Origin of the sequence: Streptomyces sp. NPDC059743 (genome assembly GCF_042732975.1) — a bacterium.
In the GTDB taxonomy this organism is placed as follows: domain Bacteria; phylum Actinomycetota; class Actinomycetes; order Streptomycetales; family Streptomycetaceae; genus Streptomyces.
This window is the reverse complement of sequence record NZ_JBHWGS010000013.1, coordinates 236,559-253,931: the sequence shown is the minus strand read 5'-3', so window position 1 is coordinate 253,931 and position 17,373 is coordinate 236,559. Positions and strand designations below refer to the sequence as shown.

At 68.4% G+C, this 17,373-nt stretch carries 13 protein-coding genes; 11 read left to right on the top strand and 2 right to left on the bottom strand.

Features of this window, described 5'->3' with window-relative positions:
- Positions 1 to 39: 39 nt before the first annotated feature.
- The 4 genes from cobN to ACFV6H_RS24160 all read left to right on the top strand — a co-directional run bounded on the left by cobN (position 40) and on the right by ACFV6H_RS24160 (position 8,134).
- Positions 40 to 3,948, top strand: coding sequence for a cobaltochelatase subunit CobN (cobN, locus tag ACFV6H_RS24175; protein WP_385545518.1), 3,909 nt, complete (start codon positions 40 to 42; stop codon positions 3,946 to 3,948).
- Positions 3,949 to 4,296: 348 nt separating this feature from the next.
- A complete protein-coding gene (locus tag ACFV6H_RS24170) occupies positions 4,297 to 6,693 on the top strand; it encodes a M4 family metallopeptidase (protein ID WP_385545515.1) in 2,397 nt (798 codons plus the stop codon).
- A 373-nt stretch (positions 6,694 to 7,066) separates the two neighbouring features.
- Entirely contained in the window at positions 7,067 to 7,378 is a 312-nt protein-coding gene (locus ACFV6H_RS24165; RefSeq protein ID WP_385545512.1) for an excalibur calcium-binding domain-containing protein, read from the top strand.
- A 321-nt stretch (positions 7,379 to 7,699) separates the two neighbouring features.
- Positions 7,700 to 8,134: a hypothetical protein gene (locus ACFV6H_RS24160; RefSeq protein WP_384986383.1), complete on the top strand. Its 435-nt coding sequence runs from the start codon at positions 7,700 to 7,702 to the stop codon at positions 8,132 to 8,134.
- Positions 8,135 to 8,277: 143 nt separating this feature from the next.
- Here ACFV6H_RS24160 and ACFV6H_RS24155 read toward each other — a convergent pair whose 3' ends face one another.
- Positions 8,278 to 8,862: a hypothetical protein gene (locus tag ACFV6H_RS24155; RefSeq protein WP_079124815.1), complete on the bottom strand. Its 585-nt coding sequence runs from the start codon at positions 8,860 to 8,862 to the stop codon at positions 8,278 to 8,280.
- Between the two features lie 116 nt (positions 8,863 to 8,978).
- Between ACFV6H_RS24155 and hemL the strand changes: the two genes are divergently transcribed.
- The 7 genes from hemL (at position 8,979) to ccsB (ending at position 16,843) form a co-directional block, all read left to right on the top strand.
- On the top strand, positions 8,979 to 10,334 hold the full coding sequence (gene hemL, locus ACFV6H_RS24150; protein WP_385545643.1) for a glutamate-1-semialdehyde 2,1-aminomutase: 1,356 nt from the start codon (positions 8,979 to 8,981) through the stop codon (positions 10,332 to 10,334).
- Positions 10,335 to 10,381: 47 nt separating this feature from the next.
- Positions 10,382 to 11,065, top strand: a complete 684-nt coding sequence (locus ACFV6H_RS24145) for a histidine phosphatase family protein (protein ID WP_384986426.1) — start codon at positions 10,382 to 10,384, stop codon at positions 11,063 to 11,065.
- 148 nt (positions 11,066 to 11,213) lie between these two features.
- Positions 11,214 to 12,503 carry a hypothetical protein gene (locus ACFV6H_RS24140; RefSeq protein ID WP_385545639.1) on the top strand — a complete coding sequence of 430 codons (1,290 nt, stop codon included), beginning with the start codon at positions 11,214 to 11,216 and terminating at the stop codon, positions 12,501 to 12,503.
- 67 nt (positions 12,504 to 12,570) lie between these two features.
- On the top strand, positions 12,571 to 13,191 hold the full coding sequence (locus ACFV6H_RS24135) for a TlpA family protein disulfide reductase (protein ID WP_385545508.1): 621 nt from the start codon (positions 12,571 to 12,573) through the stop codon (positions 13,189 to 13,191).
- A 19-nt stretch (positions 13,192 to 13,210) separates the two neighbouring features.
- On the top strand, positions 13,211 to 13,960 hold the full coding sequence (locus ACFV6H_RS24130; RefSeq protein ID WP_093589612.1) for a cytochrome c biogenesis CcdA family protein: 750 nt from the start codon (positions 13,211 to 13,213) through the stop codon (positions 13,958 to 13,960).
- 4 nt (positions 13,961 to 13,964) lie between these two features.
- Positions 13,965 to 15,755 carry a cytochrome c biogenesis protein ResB gene (locus ACFV6H_RS24125; RefSeq protein WP_385545503.1) on the top strand — a complete coding sequence of 597 codons (1,791 nt, stop codon included), beginning with the start codon at positions 13,965 to 13,967 and terminating at the stop codon, positions 15,753 to 15,755.
- Positions 15,752 to 16,843, top strand: a complete 1,092-nt coding sequence (ccsB, locus tag ACFV6H_RS24120) for a c-type cytochrome biogenesis protein CcsB (RefSeq protein WP_385545500.1) — start codon at positions 15,752 to 15,754, stop codon at positions 16,841 to 16,843. The genes ACFV6H_RS24125 and ccsB overlap by 4 nt, the downstream gene beginning before the upstream one ends.
- A 108-nt stretch (positions 16,844 to 16,951) precedes the next feature.
- Here the strand turns inward: ccsB and ACFV6H_RS24115 are convergent, their stop codons facing one another.
- Positions 16,952 to 17,347 (bottom strand): PLD nuclease N-terminal domain-containing protein, encoded by a 396-nt coding sequence (locus ACFV6H_RS24115; RefSeq protein ID WP_093589594.1) that lies wholly within the window; start codon positions 17,345 to 17,347, stop codon positions 16,952 to 16,954.
- Positions 17,348 to 17,373 lie beyond the last annotated feature (26 nt).

Below are 17,373 nucleotides of genomic sequence, written 5' to 3'. Positions count from 1 at the left end.
ACCGCCCGGGGCGCGGACCCCGAGGAAGGCAGACGCCGCATGATCCTGCTCCTGTCGACGTCCGACACCGATCTGCTCAGTGCCCGTGCGGCGGGCGGTCCGGTCCCGTACCGGTACACCAACCCGGCCCGGCTCGCGCTCGGCGAACTGCCCGCGCTGCTGGAGGGCGTCGACCTTGTCGTCGTACGGCTCCTCGGCGGACTGCGCGCCTGGCAGGACGGGATCGACCTTCTCCTCGGCGACGGTACGGCCGCTCCGCGTCCCGACGCCGACGCGCGTCCCGACGCTGGTCTGTCGCGTGTCACGAACCGCCCGCCCGTCGTCGTCCTCACCGGCGAACAGGCTCCGGACGCCCAGTTGATGGAGGCGTCCACCGTCCCCATCGGTATCGCCGCCGAGGCGCACGCATATCTCGCCCACGGCGGTCCGGCCAATCTGGAGCAGCTCGCCCGCTTCCTCTCCGACACCGTCCTGCTGACCGGCCACGGCTTCGAGCCGCCCGCCGCGGCGCCCACCTGGGGCCGCGCCGAACGCCGGGCCGAACGCGGGCCCGATCGCCTCGCCACCGTGGGCAGCACTGGCAGCACAGGCAGCCCGTCCGCGCACCGTCCGCTCGTCGCCGTCCTCTACTACCGCGCACACCACCTCAGCGGCAACACCGCCTTCGTGGACGCCCTGTGCGACGCCATCGAGGACGCCGACGGCCGCGCCGTGCCCATCTACGTATCGTCCCTGCGCGCGCCCGAGCCCGAACTGCTGGAGGCGCTGAGCGGCGTCGACGCGATCGTCACCACTGTGCTCGCCGCCGGCGGCACCCGGCCCGCCGAGGCCTCGGCGGGCGGTGACGACGAGGCGTGGGACGCGGGCGCCCTGGCCGCACTCGACGTACCGATTCTTCAGGCCCTCTGCCTCACCACCAGCCGCGCCACCTGGGAGTCCAGCGACGAGGGACTGTCGCCGCTGGACGCCGCGTCGCAGGTGGCGGTACCGGAGTTCGACGGCCGGCTCATCACCGTCCCGTTCTCGTTCAAGGAGCTGGATCCCGACGGACTGCCGGTGTACGTCGCCGATCCCGAGCGGGCCGCGCGGGTGGCCGGTATCGCCGTACGCCACGCCCGGCTGCGCCACCGCCCGAACGCGGACAAGCGCATCGCGCTGGTGCTCTCCGCGTACCCGACCAAGCACTCCCGTATCGGCAACGCGGTCGGCCTGGACACGCCCGCCAGCGCCGTGGCCCTGCTGCGCCGACTGCGGGCCGAAGGGTACGACTTCGGCGGCTCGGGCTCGGGTTCCGGCTCTGCCTCTGGCTCAGGCCCGGACGACGAGCCCGTCCCCGGTCTGGAGTCGGGCGACGGCGACGAGCTGATCTACGCGCTCATCGAGGCCGGCGGCCATGACCAGGAGTGGCTCACCGAGGAGCAGCTCGCCCGTAACCCGGTCCGTGTCCCGGCCGCCGACTACCGCCGGTGGTACGGGCAACTCCCGCTCGCACTGCGGGAGTCCGTCGAGGAGCACTGGGGACCGCCGCCCGGCGAGATGTTCGTGGACCGCAGCCGCGTCGCCTCGGGCGGCGATCCGGACGGCGACATCGTCCTCGCCGCCCTCCGGCGCGGCAATCTGCTGATCCTCATCCAGCCGCCGCGCGGCTTCGGCGAGAACCCGATCGCGATCTACCACGATCCCGATCTGCCGCCCTCGCACCACTACTTGGCCGCGTACCGCTGGATCCGGGCCGACCGCGAGGACGGCGGCTTCGGCGCCGACGCCATGATCCACCTCGGCAAGCACGGCAATCTGGAGTGGCTGCCCGGCAAGAACGCCGGACTCTCCGCCGCCTGCGCTCCCGACGCCGCGCTGGGCGATCTGCCGCTGATCTATCCGTTCCTGGTCAACGATCCGGGCGAGGGTACGCAGGCCAAGCGGCGCGTACACGCCACGCTCGTGGACCATCTCGTACCACCGATGGCGCGCGCCGAGTCGTACGGCGACATCGCGCGCCTGGAGCAGCTGCTTGACGAGTACGCGGCGATCTCCGCCATGGATCCAGCGAAGCTGCCGGCGATCCGCGCGCAGATCTGGACGCTGATCCAGGCCGCGAAGCTCGATCACGACCTCGGTCTCGAAGACCGGCCGGACGACGACGGGTTTGACGACTTCCTGCTCCATGTCGACGGCTGGCTGTGCGAGGTCAAGGACGCGCAGATCCGCGACGGACTGCATGTCCTGGGCGGCGCGCCGACCGGGGACGCGCGGGTGAATCTGGTCCTCGCCATCCTGCGCGCCCGCCAGATCTGGGGCGGTACGACCTCGCTTCCCGGGCTGCGCGAGGCGCTGGGCCTGGACGAGTCGGCCGCGACCCGTACCGACGCCGACGAGACGGAGCGGCGGGCCCGCGCGCTCGTCCAGGCGATGGAGGACGCGGGATGGGATCCGTCGGCGGTGGAGCGGGTGGTGGCCGACGGCCCGTCGGGTGACGCGGTCGGTCACGCGTCCGGTCCCAGTGACGCAGACGGCGACCCGGCCAGCGGCCCATCCGAGCAGGTGACCGGCGACCCGTCCGGTCCCGGCGAACCGTCCGGTGACCCGAAGCAGATCGCCGACATCCTCCGCTTCGCCGCCCGCGAGGTCGTGCCGCGGCTGGCCGGCACCGTCAACGAGATCGACCATGTGGTGCACGCGCTGAACGGCGGATTCGTACCGGCGGGCCCGTCCGGATCGCCGCTGCGCGGACTGGTCAATGTGCTCCCGACCGGCCGTAACTTCTACTCCGTCGACCCGAAGGCCGTCCCGAGCCGGCTCGCCTGGGAGACCGGACAGGCCCTCGCCGACTCTCTCCTGGAGCGCTACCGCACCGACAACGGCGACTGGCCGACCTCGGTCGGGCTCTCGCTCTGGGGTACGAGCGCCATGCGCACATCCGGCGACGACATCGCCGAGGCCCTCGCCCTGCTGGGGATCAGGCCCGTCTGGGACGACGCCTCGCGCCGGGTCACCGGTCTGGAGCCGATCGCGCTCGACGAGCTGGGCCGGCCCCGTATCGATGTCACCCTCCGCATCAGCGGTTTCTTCCGTGACGCCTTTCCGCACGCGATCGGCCTGCTGGACGACGCGGTACGGCTGGCCGCGTCGCTGGACGAACCGGCCGAGGCCAACCACATCCGCGCCCACGCCCAGGCCGATCTGGCGGCGCACGGTGACGAACGCCGGGCCACCACCCGTATCTTCGGCTCCCGGCCCGGTACGTACGGCGCGGGCATCCTCCAGCTCATCGACAGCCGCGACTGGCGTACGGACGCCGATCTCGCCGAGGTCTACACGGTCTGGGGCGGCTACGCGTACGGCCGTGAGCTCGACGGCCGGCCCGCCCGCGCCGAGATGGAGACCGCGTACAAGCGCATCGCGGTGGCCGCGAAGAACACCGACACGCGCGAGCACGACATCGCGGACTCCGACGACTACTTCCAGTACCACGGCGGGATGGTCGCCACGGTCCGCGCGCTGAAGGGCACGGCGCCGGAGGCGTACATCGGCGACTCCACCCGCCCGGAGACCGTCCGTACGCGCACGCTGGTGGAGGAGACGTCGCGCGTTTTCCGCGCCCGTGTGGTCAATCCGCGCTGGATCGAAGCGATGCGCCGCCACGGCTACAAGGGCGCCTTCGAACTCGCTGCGACCGTCGACTATCTCTTCGGGTACGACGCGACGACGGGCGTGGTCGCCGACTGGATGTACGACAAGCTGACCGAGACCTATGTCCTAGACCCGGAGAACCGCGCGTTCCTCCAGGAGGCCAATCCCTGGGCCCTGCACGGCATCGCGGAACGTCTGCTGGAGGCGGAGTCCCGCGGCATGTGGGCGAAGCCGGATCCGGCGGTGCTGGCCGAACTCCGGAGGGTGTTCCTGGAGACGGAGGGCGAGCTGGAGGGTGGGGAGGACGGAGAGGGCTGACCGCCTTTCCTTCCTCTTCGTATCTTCGGCCGGGCGTGTCTGCGGCCGGGCGCGCCCTGTCCGGGGTCCAGGGTCCGGGGTCCGGGAGCCGTTCTGTTTTGGCCATGTGCATGACGGAAATGGCCAAAGCAGTCGGCGGTTCCGTGTTGCTGTCACGTAAAGGCGCACGTGACTCAGGCATAGGCGGTCGGCTGGTTTCGAGCGGGCGTGCGCCTTTGAGACATCGTTGTCTCGCGCTGCTGACAAAGACATCTTCCGCTGAAACGATCAACACACCGCGCGGTCGTCACATCCCCATCGCATATCTCCCTGCCGTCATGAACAAGCCGGACAGAAGGAGCACCAGGAGTGACGAACACCTCCCGTACCTCGCACAGTCCTGGTACCACCCATAACTCCCCCACGGACACGGCCACTTCATCTCGCCGTCGGCGCGTGGCGACGGCCGCTGCCGTCACCGTGGCCGCGCTCTTCGTATCGGTCCTTCCCGCCACGGGTGCCGTTGCCGGCCCGGTCGGTCCGGCCGGCGCGGACGGCATACCGCGGCAGGCCGTGGCCGAGCCCAGACCGGGCGCGAGAGCCGTCGAACTCACTCCCGGACAGCGGGAGAAGCTGCTCAGGGCCGCGGCCGACGCCGGGACCACCACCGCCCGCTCTCTGAAGCTGGGCGGGAAGGAGAAGCTGCTGCCGAAGGACGTCGTCAAGGACGCCGACGGCACCGTGCACACCCGTTACGAGCGGACGTACGCCGGACTTCCCGTCCTCGGCGGCGACTTGGTGGTCCACGAGCGTGCCGGGCGTACCACCGCCGGTACGGCCGCCGCCACCGCTGCCGCCACCGCTCCCGACGTCACCGTCACCTGGGCGACGGACGGCGCGATATCCGTGCCGACCACCAAGGCCACCGTCCCGGCCTCGGCGGCGAAGAGGACGGCTCTGGCCACCGCCAGGACCGAGGGAACCGGCGAGGCCGTCCCGGACGGAGCGCCGCGGCAGGTCATCTGGGCGAAGGACGGTGTGTCCACCCTGGCCTGGGAATCCGTCGTCAACGGTGTACGCGAGGACGGCACGCCCAGCGAGCTGCACGTCGTGACCGACGCCGAGAGCGGCAAGAAGCTCCAGGAGTTCGACACGAAGCACGCCGGCATAGGCCAGGGCCAGTTCAGCGGCAAGGTCCAGGTCGGCAGCGTCCGCAACGGCGACGTCTACGAACTGACCGAGACCCAGGGCGGCAACCACAAGACGTACGACCTGAACGGCGGCGGCTCCGGCACCGGAACGCTCTTCACCGACGCCGACGACATCTGGGGCGACGGGACGGTGGCCAACCGCCAGACCGCCGCCGTGGACGCCGCCTACGGTGCGCGGAAGACATTCGACTTCTACCACGACCAGTTCGGCCGCAACGGCATAGCCAACGACGGCAACGGCGGCTACTCCCGGGTCCACTACGGCAACGAATACGTCAATGCCTTCTGGGACGACGACTGCTTCTGCATGACCTACGGCGACGGCTTCGACAACGTCAACCCGCTGACCGCGCTCGATGTGGCGGCCCACGAGATGACGCACGGCGTCACCTCCACCACCGCCAACCTGTACTACTACAACGGCGAGTCCGGCGGTCTGAACGAGGGCACCAGCGACATCATGGCCGCCGCCGTCGAGTTCTTCGCCAACAACCCGAACGACGTGCCCGACTACGAGGTCGGCGAACTGATCGACATCAACGGCGACGGCACTCCGCTGCGCTACATGGACCAGCCCTCCAAGGACGGCATCTCCCAGGACTACTGGTCCACCGCTACCGAGGGACTCGACCCGCACTTCTCCTCGGGCGTGGCGAACCACTACTTCTATCTGCTCGCCGAGGGCAGCGGAAGCAAGACCATCAACGGCGCCGCCTACAACAGCCCCACGTACGACAACCTGCCGGTTCCCGGTCTCGGCCTGCACAACGCCTTCAACGTCTGGTACCGGGCGCTGACGCTCTACATGACCTCCACCACCGACTACGCGGGCGCCCGCGTCGCCACTCTCCAGGCCGCGGCCGACCTGTTCGGCAGGTCGAGCGAGGCGTACGAGACGGTCGGCAACACCTGGGCGGCCGTCAACGTCGGCGGACGCTTCGTCAACCACATCACGCTCAGCCGGCCCGCCGCCCAGGAGGCTGCCGTCGGCCAGCCGGCCGCCCTCCAGATCGACGCGGCGACCAGCCAGGCGGGCGGCCTGACGTACACCGCCTCCGGACTGCCCGGCGGCCTGACGATCAACGCCACCACCGGTCTGATCTCCGGCAGCCCGACGGAGCCCGGCGACTTCACCGCCACCGTCACCGTGAAGACCTCCGGCGGCAACTCGACCACGGCGACCTTCCCTTGGACCGTGATCCCTTCCGGCGGTGACTTCTTCGTCAATCCCGGCAATGTGAACATCCCCGACGCCGGCGACCCGGTCGAATCGCCTCTCGTCGTCACCGGCCACGACGGCAACGCGCCGAGCGACCTTCAGGTCACGGTCGACATCGTCCACACCTGGCGCGGTGACCTGGTGATCGACCTGGTCGGCTCCGACGGCACGGTCCGCCGCCTGAAGAACTACAACAGCGACAGCGCCGACGACGTACACGAGACCTACACCGTTGACGCCTCCACCATCCCGGCGAACGGCACCTGGAAACTCCGAGTCCAGGACGTCTACGCCTACGACACGGGCTACATCGACAGCTGGAAGCTCACCTTCTAACCCCTAACCTCTAACCCCTAAGCCCCGCCGCGCCCACCACCTGGACGTGGCGGGGCCCCGCCCTGCACGCTTCGGTCACAAGTGGATTACCGAGAGCGCACACGACCTCCACGCTTCCGGTGGTACCTATACGTTCGTCCCTCTCGAACCACCCATAGGGGGACGCATGTCGTACAACCAGCCGCCTCAGCAACCGCCCTGGGGCCAACCGCCTCAGTTGCCTCACCCGCCTGGGCCGCCGTTGCCGTCGCCGTCGCCGTCGGGCAGGCCCGGATGGACGCGGAAACGGGTTCTCTTTCCCTGCGCCGCGCTCCTGTTCTTCATCGGAATAGCCATCGGCGGGGCCGACGATGGCGCGAAAACGGGGCAGACGGTGAGCGAGAAGCCCAATCCGTCCGTGACGGTCACAACGACGGCGACCACCACCGCCGAGCCCCTCGCCACCACGACAGTGACGGCAAGCCCGGAGCCGGCCCCCACGGTCACGAAGACAAAGACGGTCCGAGTCACCGTCGCCCCGGCCGCCGCCGACGATGAAGCAGAGAGCGACGACACCTCGGGCGGCTCCACGTACTACGCCAACTGCACGGCGGCCCGAGCCGCGGGGGCGGCGCCGGTCCACGCCGGAGATCCCGGCTACGGCCGCCACCTGGACAGGGACGGCGACGGAGTCGGCTGCGAATAATCCGCTCCGCACGAGAACCGCACAAAAACGCCCCCTCCAAGGGAGGGGGCGCGCTGCTGCTCGACCACGCCGACACACAGTCGGCGGCGGGATTCGTACCCGCGATCTGAGATCACCTTAGCCCGCCACAACAGCAAACGCCGCAAACGACACGCTGCACGCATCCGACCGATCCCGCTACTGCCAGGGCCCTACGCGATCACGTGAAGCGATGCCTTGTTGACGGAGGGTGTGCGAGACGCGAATCTTGGCATGGCATTGTCAGTCTGACGAAAGGCGGAGGACATGATGGAGCAGCGGCTGTCCCGATGGAGATCCGCAGTGGCATTGGCCGCCGCCGGAGCGGCACTCGCCGTCGTCACGGTGGGAGCGGTACCGGCGAGTGCGGCACCGCAGGCGGTGGAGGCCCCGGGAGTCGTCGCGCTGAGCACCCCGACACCGGAGGAGCAGGAGAAACTGCGCGCGGTGGCCGGTGCCATCTGGAATGACAGCCTGGCCGCCGGCTGGGACATGAACAGCGACGTGGCCGACGTCCTCTCGACGGCCACCGGCGAGATCCTGAGGTGCTCCGAGGCATTCGCCCTGGTACCCAGGCCCGCAGGCTTCATCCCAGGCCTCGGCTACCTGGTCAACTACTGGAAGAACCTCCGCGACTACTTCCTGGCGGTCAGCCAGGACCGCACCTACCGCGCCTGCGTGAACACAACCGCACTCAACTACCGCTCCGCGATAGAAATGGCCTCAGCCGGCATCTGACCACCGACCGGCAATCCCTTCGAGACCCGCGTTTTCCCAGGGTGCCGTGCAACTCGTTGAGTCCATCCTGCGAGAAGGCCGAGCACCGGACGCGCCGGGGCCCGCCGGTAGCACCAGGCGTCTACCCGCGAGCCCCGACCGCGTCAGGGCCACACCAAGCAGTACGGCTGATGCCCCGCCTCATGCAGCCGGTGGCTGAAGTCCTGCCATTCGTGCAGCAGTTGGTAGACGTTGTACGCGTCCCTCGGGCCGCCTCGGTCCGGGACCGTGGACCAGATGAAGGCTGCGGCGCCTACGGATTCCTCTCCTATGCCGCGCAGTGGGTCCACCACCGTCATGGGGAGTTTGACCACGGCGTAGTCGGGGTGCAGGACGACCAGTTCCAGTGGGGGGACCTTGTGCAGGGGCATGCCCTGGATGCCCGTGAGGACCATCGCCGCTATCGTCTCGGGCTTGATCTTGGTGAACATGCCGCCCATGCCCAGTTCGTCGCCGCCCAGTTCCTCCGGGCGCATCGAGATGGGCACACGGGCGGCCGTGGCTCCGTCGGGCGCGCCGAAGTACTTGTAGGTCACCCCCACCCGGCCACCACTCCTGCTCTCCGGACGTTGCCCGTTTCCCGGAGGTTGCTCACGCGCCTCGCGTTCGCGGCGCCGGTGCTTTCCACGCCGGGCAGGCTCGGGACCCAGGTCGTCGGTCCCCTCGCCCAGTCCGCCACCGCGATGCATATCTCCACCCGACCACTCGCAGCCCCGGCCGCGCAACCCGATCATCGTGACAGTGACCTCCCCCACGAGCGTGCGGTGAAACACCTGTCCGCAAGAACGTCCGAGGCTCTGACACCATTGATTGCGTGAGCTTCCCCTATGACTATGACGCCCCAGTTTCGCAGACGCTTTTCGACCGCGCGGCTCTCGTGACTCCCGGCGGCGTGAACTCTCCCGTCCGCGCCTTCCGCGCGGTGGGCGGTACGCCCCGGTTCATGGTGTCCGGTAACGGTCCATACCTCATCGATGCGGACGGCCGTGAATATGTCGACCTCGTATGTTCCTGGGGGCCGATGATTCTCGGTCATTCCCGTCCAGAGGTCATCGAAGCGGTCCAGGCGGCGGTCGCCCGCGGTACGTCCTTCGGGACTCCCGGTGAGGGCGAGGTCGCGCTCGCCGAGGAGATCGTGGCCCGCGTGGCCCCGGTGGAACAGGTACGGCTCGTGTCGTCGGGCACCGAGGCGACCATGTCCGCGATCCGGCTCGCCCGTGGGTTCACCGGGCGCGCGAAGATCGTGAAGTTCGCCGGCTGCTACCACGGCCATGTCGACGCGCTGCTCGCCGCCGCGGGCTCGGGCGTCGCCACCTTCGGGCTGCCGGACACGCCCGGTGTGACCGGTGCCCAGGCCGGCGACACCATCGTCCTGCCGTACAACGATCTTGACGCCGTACGCCAGGCCTTCGCCGCGCATCCCGGCGAGATCGCCTGTGTGATCACCGAGGCGTCGCCGGGCAACATGGGCGTCGTACCGCCGCGCGAGGGCTTCAACGCCGGGCTCAAGGAGCTCTGCGCCGCCGACGGCGCGCTCTATATCTCCGACGAGGTCATGACCGGTTTCCGTACGTCGAAGGCCGGCTGGTACGGCATCGACGGCGTCGCGCCCGATCTGATGACCTTCGGCAAGGTCATGGGCGGTGGCTTCCCGGCCGCCGCGTTCGGCGGCCGGGCCGATGTCATGGGACGGCTCGCGCCGGCCGGGCCCGTCTACCAGGCCGGTACGCTCTCCGGGAACCCGGTCGCCACCGCCGCGGGCCTCGCGCAGCTCCGGCTGCTGGACGACGCGGCGTACGAGAAGGTCGACGCGGTCTCGCTCCAGATCCAGCGGCTGGTGACGGAGGCGCTCAGCAAGGAAGGTGTCGCCCACCGGGTCCAGACGGCGAGCAACATGTTCTCGGTGTTCTTCACGGCCGACGAGGTGCGCGACTACGAGGACGCCAAGAAGCAGGAGTCCTTCCGTTTCGCTCCCTTCTTCCACTCGCTGCTCGCCGATGGCGTCTATCTGCCGCCGTCCTCCTTCGAGTCGTGGTTCGTCTCCACCGCGCACGACGAGCGCGCGATCGAGCGGATCGCCGCCGCACTGCCGGCCGCCGCCCGAGCCGCCGCCGAAGCCACCGGACCGAAGACACCGGAGAAGCCGGAGAACGCCGCATGAGCGCCACGAACGACACGAGTGCCACGAACGACATGGACGATCTGGACATGACCGATCCGAACGAAGTGACCGTCGTTCATCTCATGCGGCACGGCGAGGTCCACAACCCTGACGGTGTCCTCTACGGCCGCCGTCCCGGTTACCACCTCTCCGAGCTGGGCCGGCGGATGGCCGACCGGGTCGCCGAGCATCTCGCGGACCGTGACATCACTCATGTCGTCGCCTCTCCGCTGGAGCGTGCCCAGGAGACGGCGGCGCCGATCGCCAAGACCCATGGGCTGACGCTCGACACCGACGACCGGCTGATCGAGGCCGCGAACATCTTCGAGGGCAAGGCCTTCGGCGTCGGTGACGGCGCCCTGCGCAAGCCCGCCAACTGGAAGCACCTGACCAATCCCTTCCGGCCGTCCTGGGGCGAGCCGTACGTCGATCAGGTCACCCGGATGATGGGCGCGCTGGGCGCGGCCCGTGACGCGGCCCGTGGCCATGAGGCGGTCTGTGTCAGCCATCAGCTGCCGATCTGGATCGTGCGCAGCTTTGTCGAGCGGCGCCGGCTCTGGCACGATCCGCGTCGGCGGCAGTGCACGCTCGCGTCCCTGACGAGCTTCACGTACCACGGCGACAAGATCGTCGCCGTCACCTACTCCGAGCCGGCCCGTGATCTCGTCCCAGCCCATCTCCTTGCCGGTGCCAAGCCGGTGAAGGGCGGTGCGAAGGCCTTCGGCGCATAGAGGCGAGCGCAGCTCCCAGTATTTGCTGTGCGTCGGTAAAGATATGACAAGCCTGGAACCTCCGCGTTCGGTACGGCATCTCACGTATTGCCGCTTGTAAGACTCGTACGAGCGGCATACGGACGAGATGAACGCGGATGGGATCTGTATGCGGGAGATCAGCCGAAGAGGTCTGCTCGGAGCCGGTATAGCCGGTATAGGAGCCGCCGCCGCGACCGGAATCGCAGGCTGCGGTTCCACCGGATCCACCGGCTCCACTGGTTCGAACGGCTCCACTGGTTCGAGCGGACCGAGCGGCTCCAGCAACTCCACCACATCCGGAAAACCGACACCCAGTGCCCGTCCCACCGGCAGAGACGTCCGGCTGATCGGTGACGGTTCCACCGCCGACACCGGAAAACAGCCGCACCAGCCGCCCGCGCCGGTTCCTCTTGAACCCGGCGAGACTCCGCCGCAGTTCGTGATCTTCTCCTGGGACGGAGCGGGCGAGGTCGGCAACGGTCTCTTTCCACGCTTTCTCGAACTCGCCGAGAACCATGGCGCGGCCATGACCTTCTTCCTCTCCGGCATCTATCTGCTGCCCGAGTCGAAGAAGACGCTCTACCGCCCGCCCAACAATCCCGTCGGCGCGTCCGACATCGGCTATCTCACCGACGCCCATATCAAGGACACGCTCAGAAATGTGCGGCAGGCCTGGCTGGACGGCCATGAGATCGGCACCCACTTCAACGGGCACTTCTGCGGCGGCTCGGGCTCGGTGGGCAACTGGACGCCGCAGCAGTGGCGCAGCGAGATCGACCAGGCCGTGTCCTTTGTCACACAGTGGCGTACGAACAGCGGCTGGACCGATCTCGATCCGCTGCCCTTCGACTACCGCAAGGAACTCATAGGCGGCCGTACGCCCTGTCTGCTCGGCCAGGACAGGCTGCTGCCGACCGCGAAGAAGCTGGGCTGGCGCTATGACGCCAGTTCCCCGGGCGGCACCCAGATCTGGCCGGACAAGTTGCACGGCGTCTGGAATCTTCCGCTTCAAGGTGTGCCGTTCCCGGGCCATTCCTTCGAAGTCCTCTCCATGGACTACAACATGCTCGCCAATCAGTCCGTCAATTCGACCAGAGGCAGCACCTCTCGATACCCGGGCTGGCGCAGACAGGCCACCGGCGCCTATCTCGGCGGTTTCCGTCGGGCGTACGAGACGAATCGCGCGCCGTTCTTCATCGGCAACCATTTCGAGCAGTGGAACGGCGGAATCTATATGGACGCCGTCGAAGAGGCCCTGAAGAGGATGGCGGGCAAGAAGGACGTACGGCTGGTCTCCTTCCGCCAGTTCACGGACTGGCTCGATGTCCAGGACCCGGCCGTACTCGCCAAGCTCCGTACGCTGGAGGTCGGACAGTCTCCGGCCGGTGGCTGGAACGCCTTCTTTAAGGCGGCCTGACAAGGGGCCTAACGGGCACCGAGGGGGGTGCCCAAGATCCCCGAAACGCCCATGCGAAACTTTTCACATGAACTCAGGCCGTGCCCTCCCGCGCCGCTCCGACCGCCGGCTCCGCGCCATCACGCCGGTCGTGGTCGTGGCGGCGGTGCTGACGCTCTCGGCGTGCAGCGGCGGAGGTAAGTCCGGTGGCGGCGGCGACACCAATTTCGTGACGAACACCGGTGGTATCTCCACCGTCGCGGTGGCGGAACGGCGGCCCGTCAACAAGATCGCGGGTGAGACGCTCGACGGCGCGAAGCTCGATGTGGCCGATCTCAAGGGCAAGATCGTCGTGCTGAACGTCTGGGGCTCGTGGTGTCCGCCCTGCCGGCAGGAGGCCAAGCACTTCGCGAAGGTCGCCAAGGAGACCGAGTCCCAGGGCGTCGCGTTCGTCGGGATCAACACCCGCGATCCCAACAAGGGCCCCGCGCTCGCCTTCGAGAAGGACTACGGCGTCCCCTACCCGAGTCTGTACGACCCGATGGGCAAGCTGATCGTCAACGGCTTCCCCAAGGGCAGCCTCAATCCGCAGTCCATCCCTTCCACCATCGTGCTCGACCGGAACGGCAAGATCGCGGCCCGCTCGCTGATGGCGCTCAACGAGGAGAAGCTGCGCACGATGATCGACCCGCTGATCGCGGAGAAGTGATCCGGTGCAGTTTCCCGCCATGGCCTCAGGCATCACTGAGACGGTTTCCAGCGGAGCACTGCTGCTCGCTCTGCCGATCGCGCTGCTCGGCGGGCTCGTCTCCTTCTTCTCGCCCTGTGTACTGCCGCTCGTGCCCGGCTATCTCTCGTATGTCACCGGTGTCAGCGGCACCGATCTGGCCGACGCGCGCCGTGGCCGGATGGTCGTCGGCGCCACGCTGTTCGTGGTCGGCTTCACCGCGGTCTTCGTCTCGGGCGGTGCGCTCTTCGGCTACTTCGGCGCGACGCTCCAAGGGCAGCGGGAGATCCTCTCCAAGGTGCTCGGCGGGCTGATGATCCTGATGGGTGTGTTCTTCGTAGGGCTGATGCCCTGGCTCACCCAGCGGGAATTCCGGTTCCACCGGCGGCCGGTGACCGGGCTCGCGGGAGCTCCTCTGCTGGGCGCGCTCTTCGGGATCGGCTGGACGCCCTGTCTCGGCCCGACCATCTCCTCCGTCCAGGTCCTGGCGATGAACGAGGCGAGCGCCGGCCGTGGGGCCATACTGACCGTCGCGTACTGCCTCGGCCTCGGTGCGCCGTTCGTGCTCGCGGCGGTGGCGTTCCGCAAGGCGCTGGGCGCGTTCGGCTGGGTCAAGCGCCATTACGTCTGGGTGATGCGGATCGGCGGCGCGATGATGATCGCGACCGGTCTGCTGCTGCTGACCGGTGCGTGGGACAGCATTGTGCAGCAGATGCAGGTCTGGTCCAGCGGTTTCACGGTGGGGATCTAGTTCCATGAGCAAGGCTTCCATGAGCAGCGAGACAGCAGCGGACAAGACCGGCGGTACAACGGCGGACGAGGCCGGCGTGACGGCGGCGGAAGCAGCCGCGGCCGACCGCGCCGCCTCCGAGGCACGGGACGCGCGCGAACTCGGCGCCGCGGGCTCCCAGCTCTCCACCGCGCCCCGCGAGGAGACCGCCATCGGCGGCCCCACGCTCGGACTCGTCGGCTGGTTCCGCTGGTTCTGGCGGCAGCTCACCTCCATGCGCGTCGCGCTGATCCTCCTCTTCCTCCTCTCCCTCGGCTCCATCCCCGGCTCGCTGATCCCGCAGGCGAGCGTCGACGAGCTGAAGGTGCAGGACTTCAGGGACCGGCACGAGACGCTGGCGCCGGTCTACGACAAGCTCCAGCTCTTCCACGTCTACAGCTCGGTGTGGTTCTCCGCGATCTACATCCTGCTGTTCATCTCCTTGATCGGCTGTATCGTCCCGCGCACCTGGCAGTTCGTCGGCCAGCTCCGCTCCCGTCCGCCGGGCGCGCCCAAGCGGCTCACCCGGCTGCCCGCGTACACGACCTGGCGCACCACGGTCACGCCCGAGGCCGCCCGCGAGGCCGCGCTCGCGATTCTGAAGAAGCACCGCTTCCGCGCGCATACCGCCGGTGACGCGGTCGCCGCGGAGAAGGGCTATCTCCGCGAGGCCGGCAATCTGATCTTCCATATCGCGCTGATCGTGCTGCTGGTCGCCTTCGCCACCGGACAGCTCTTCAAATCGGAGGGCGGCAAGCTGGTCGTCGAGGGCGACGGCTTCTCCAACACCCTCACCCAGTACGACGACTTCAAGTCCGGCTCCCTGTTCAGCACGGACGAGCTGGTCCCGTTCAGCTTCACCCTGGACAAGTTCACCGGGACCTATGAGCGCAGCGGACCGCAGCTCGGCACGCCACGGACCTACAAGGCCGACGTCCGCTACACCACCGAGGCGGGCGGCACGGAGAAGAAAGCGGTCATCGAGGTCAACAAGCCCCTCGAACTGGACGGCACGAAGGTCTATCTGAACGCCCACGGCTACGCTCCCGTCGTCACCGTCAGGGACGGCCGCGGTCAGGTCGTCTTCAACGGCGCGGTGCCGCTGCTGCCCATCGACAACAACGTCTCGTCCACGGGCGCCATCAAGGTGATGGACGGCTACCGGGACAAGAACGGCAAGAAGGACCAACTGGGCTTTGCCGCCTTCTTCGTACCGACCTACGGCGGAAAGGGATCGGGCCAGATGTTCTCCCGGTTCCCCGCGCTCGACTTCCCGGTGCTCAATGTCGGCGCGTACCACGGCAGTCTGGGCGTCGACGCGGGACTGCCGCAGAACGTGTACCAGTTGGACACCAGGAAGCTGACGGCCTTCAAGGACGCCAAGGGCGATCTTCTGAAGAAGACGCTGCTGCCCGGTGAGAAGCTCACCCTGCCGGACGGTGCCGGCTCGATCACCTTCGAGAAGGATGTCAAGGAGTGGGCGAGCTTCCAGATCTCACAGCAGCCCGGCAGCTCCTGGGCCCTCATCGGTGCCGTCGCCGCCATCGCGGGACTGGCGGGCTCCCTCTTCATCCAGCGGCGCCGGATCTGGGTCCGGGCCGTACGGGGCGCCGACGGCGTCACCGTCGTAGAGATGGCGGGACTCGGCCGCAGCGAGTCCGCCAAGCTCCCCGAGGAACTGGCCGAGCTGGCCGGCACCCTCCATTCAGAGGCGCCCAGCGCGCCTGATCCCGCGGACGATTCCGCAGAACAGACTGTCGAAGGGGCTGAGAAGTGAATCTCGCCGCCGCAGCAACCAATGAGAGCCTGGCACAGACCAGCAATGTGCTGATCTACTCCGCCATGGCCGTCTACACGCTGGCCTTCTTCGCGCATATCGCCGAGTGGCTGCTCGGCAGCCGCAGCAAGGTGGCCCGTACCGCCGCCGCGCTGACCGGTGACGGCCAGGAGTCCGCGGCGGGTTCGGTGAAGGTCCAGGTCGCGAAGAAGGGCGGCGCGACCGCCGTCCTGGAGCGGCCGAAGATCATCACCCGCTCCGCATCCGGCAGCCGCGACATCCCGGACGGTCCCGGCGCGCACGGCGGTGACGCGCAGGGCGATCTGTACGGCCGGATCGCCGTGTCCCTCACCGTCCTCGCCTGGGCCGTCGAGGCCGCCGGTGTGGTCGCCCGCGCGCTGTCCGTACAGCGGGCGCCGTGGGGCAACATGTACGAGTTCAACATCACCTTCTCCACCGTGGCCGTCGGTGTGTATCTCACGCTCCTCGCGCTGAAGAAGAACGTCCGCTGGATCGGCCTGCCGCTCATCACCACGGTCCTCCTCGATCTCGGCCTCGCTGTCACCGTCCTGTACACCGACAGCGACCAGTTGGTGCCCGCCCTTCACTCGTACTGGCTGTGGATCCATGTCTCGACGGCGATCTTCTGCGGCGCGGTCTTCTATGTCGGCGCGGTCGCCACGCTGCTCTATCTCTTCCGTGAGCGGTACGAGACCAAGCTCGCGACCGGTCTGAAGCCCGGCTCCTTCGCCACCTCCGTGATGGAGCGGCTGCCCGCCTCCGGGACGCTCGACAAGTTCGCGTACCGCGTCAACGCCGCCGTCTTCCCGCTCTGGACGTTCACGATCATCGCGGGCGCGATCTGGGCGGGCGACGCCTGGGGCCGCTACTGGGGCTGGGATCCCAAGGAGGTCTGGTCCTTCATCACCTGGGTCGCGTACGCCTGCTATCTGCACGCCCGCGCCACCGCCGGCTGGAAGGGCCGCAAGGCCGCCTATCTGGCGCTGATCGCCTTCGGCTGCTGGCTGTTCAACTACTACGGCGTCAATATCTTCGTCACCGGCAAGCACTCGTACGCGGGCGTCTGAGGCCCGGTCGTACGGCAGGTGCTACGGCGGTCGTAAGGCCCGTACGACAGGTGCCCCGCGCGGACGGCTCCGCGCGGGGCACCCGCCGTATTCACCTTCGTACGTACGTCAGTTGTCGCTGCCGCCCTGCTCACGCTCGCGGCGCTTGATCTCCTCCTCGCGGCGGCGGAGATCCGCCTCCCAGTCCTTGAGCAGGGCCTCGTCCTTCTTGTTCTCTTCCTTCAAGGAGTCCAGGAACGCCGGATTGTCGTCGGGAGCCGTCCACTTCCCGCGGTGGTTACGGTGCCACTCGGCCGGAGTCGAGCCGTCGGCCGGTCCGCGCCGGACCTTGCCCACCACCAGCCAGGCGATCGGACCGACCAGCACCTCGCCGAAGAGCAGGATGATGATGACCCACACCACCTTGGGCAGGCCCTTGATCTCTTCCTCGGGAGTGTTCAGACAGTCGATGAAGGCGTAGATCCACAGGGCCAGGACCAGCAGGAACGGCAGATACCTGAGCATGGTTGGACGGTCCCCCCGGGAACGGT

What these genes read in the sequence shown, in the direction of transcription:
- cobN (WP_385545518.1), top strand. Translation starts at nt 40, where the DNA reads ATGATCCTGCTCCTGTCGACGTCCGACACCGATCTGCTCAGTGCCCGT.
- ACFV6H_RS24155 (WP_079124815.1), bottom strand. Translation starts at nt 8,862, where the DNA reads ATGCATCGCGGTGGCGGACTGGGCGAGGGGACCGACGACCTGGGTCCC.
- ACFV6H_RS24145 (WP_384986426.1), top strand. Translation starts at nt 10,382, where the DNA reads ATGACCGATCCGAACGAAGTGACCGTCGTTCATCTCATGCGGCACGGC.
- ACFV6H_RS24140 (WP_385545639.1), top strand. Translation starts at nt 11,214, where the DNA reads ATGCGGGAGATCAGCCGAAGAGGTCTGCTCGGAGCCGGTATAGCCGGT.
- ACFV6H_RS24135 (WP_385545508.1), top strand. Translation starts at nt 12,571, where the DNA reads ATGAACTCAGGCCGTGCCCTCCCGCGCCGCTCCGACCGCCGGCTCCGC.
- ACFV6H_RS24130 (WP_093589612.1), top strand. Translation starts at nt 13,211, where the DNA reads ATGGCCTCAGGCATCACTGAGACGGTTTCCAGCGGAGCACTGCTGCTC.
- ACFV6H_RS24125 (WP_385545503.1), top strand. Translation starts at nt 13,965, where the DNA reads ATGAGCAAGGCTTCCATGAGCAGCGAGACAGCAGCGGACAAGACCGGC.
- ACFV6H_RS24115 (WP_093589594.1), bottom strand. Translation starts at nt 17,347, where the DNA reads ATGCTCAGGTATCTGCCGTTCCTGCTGGTCCTGGCCCTGTGGATCTAC.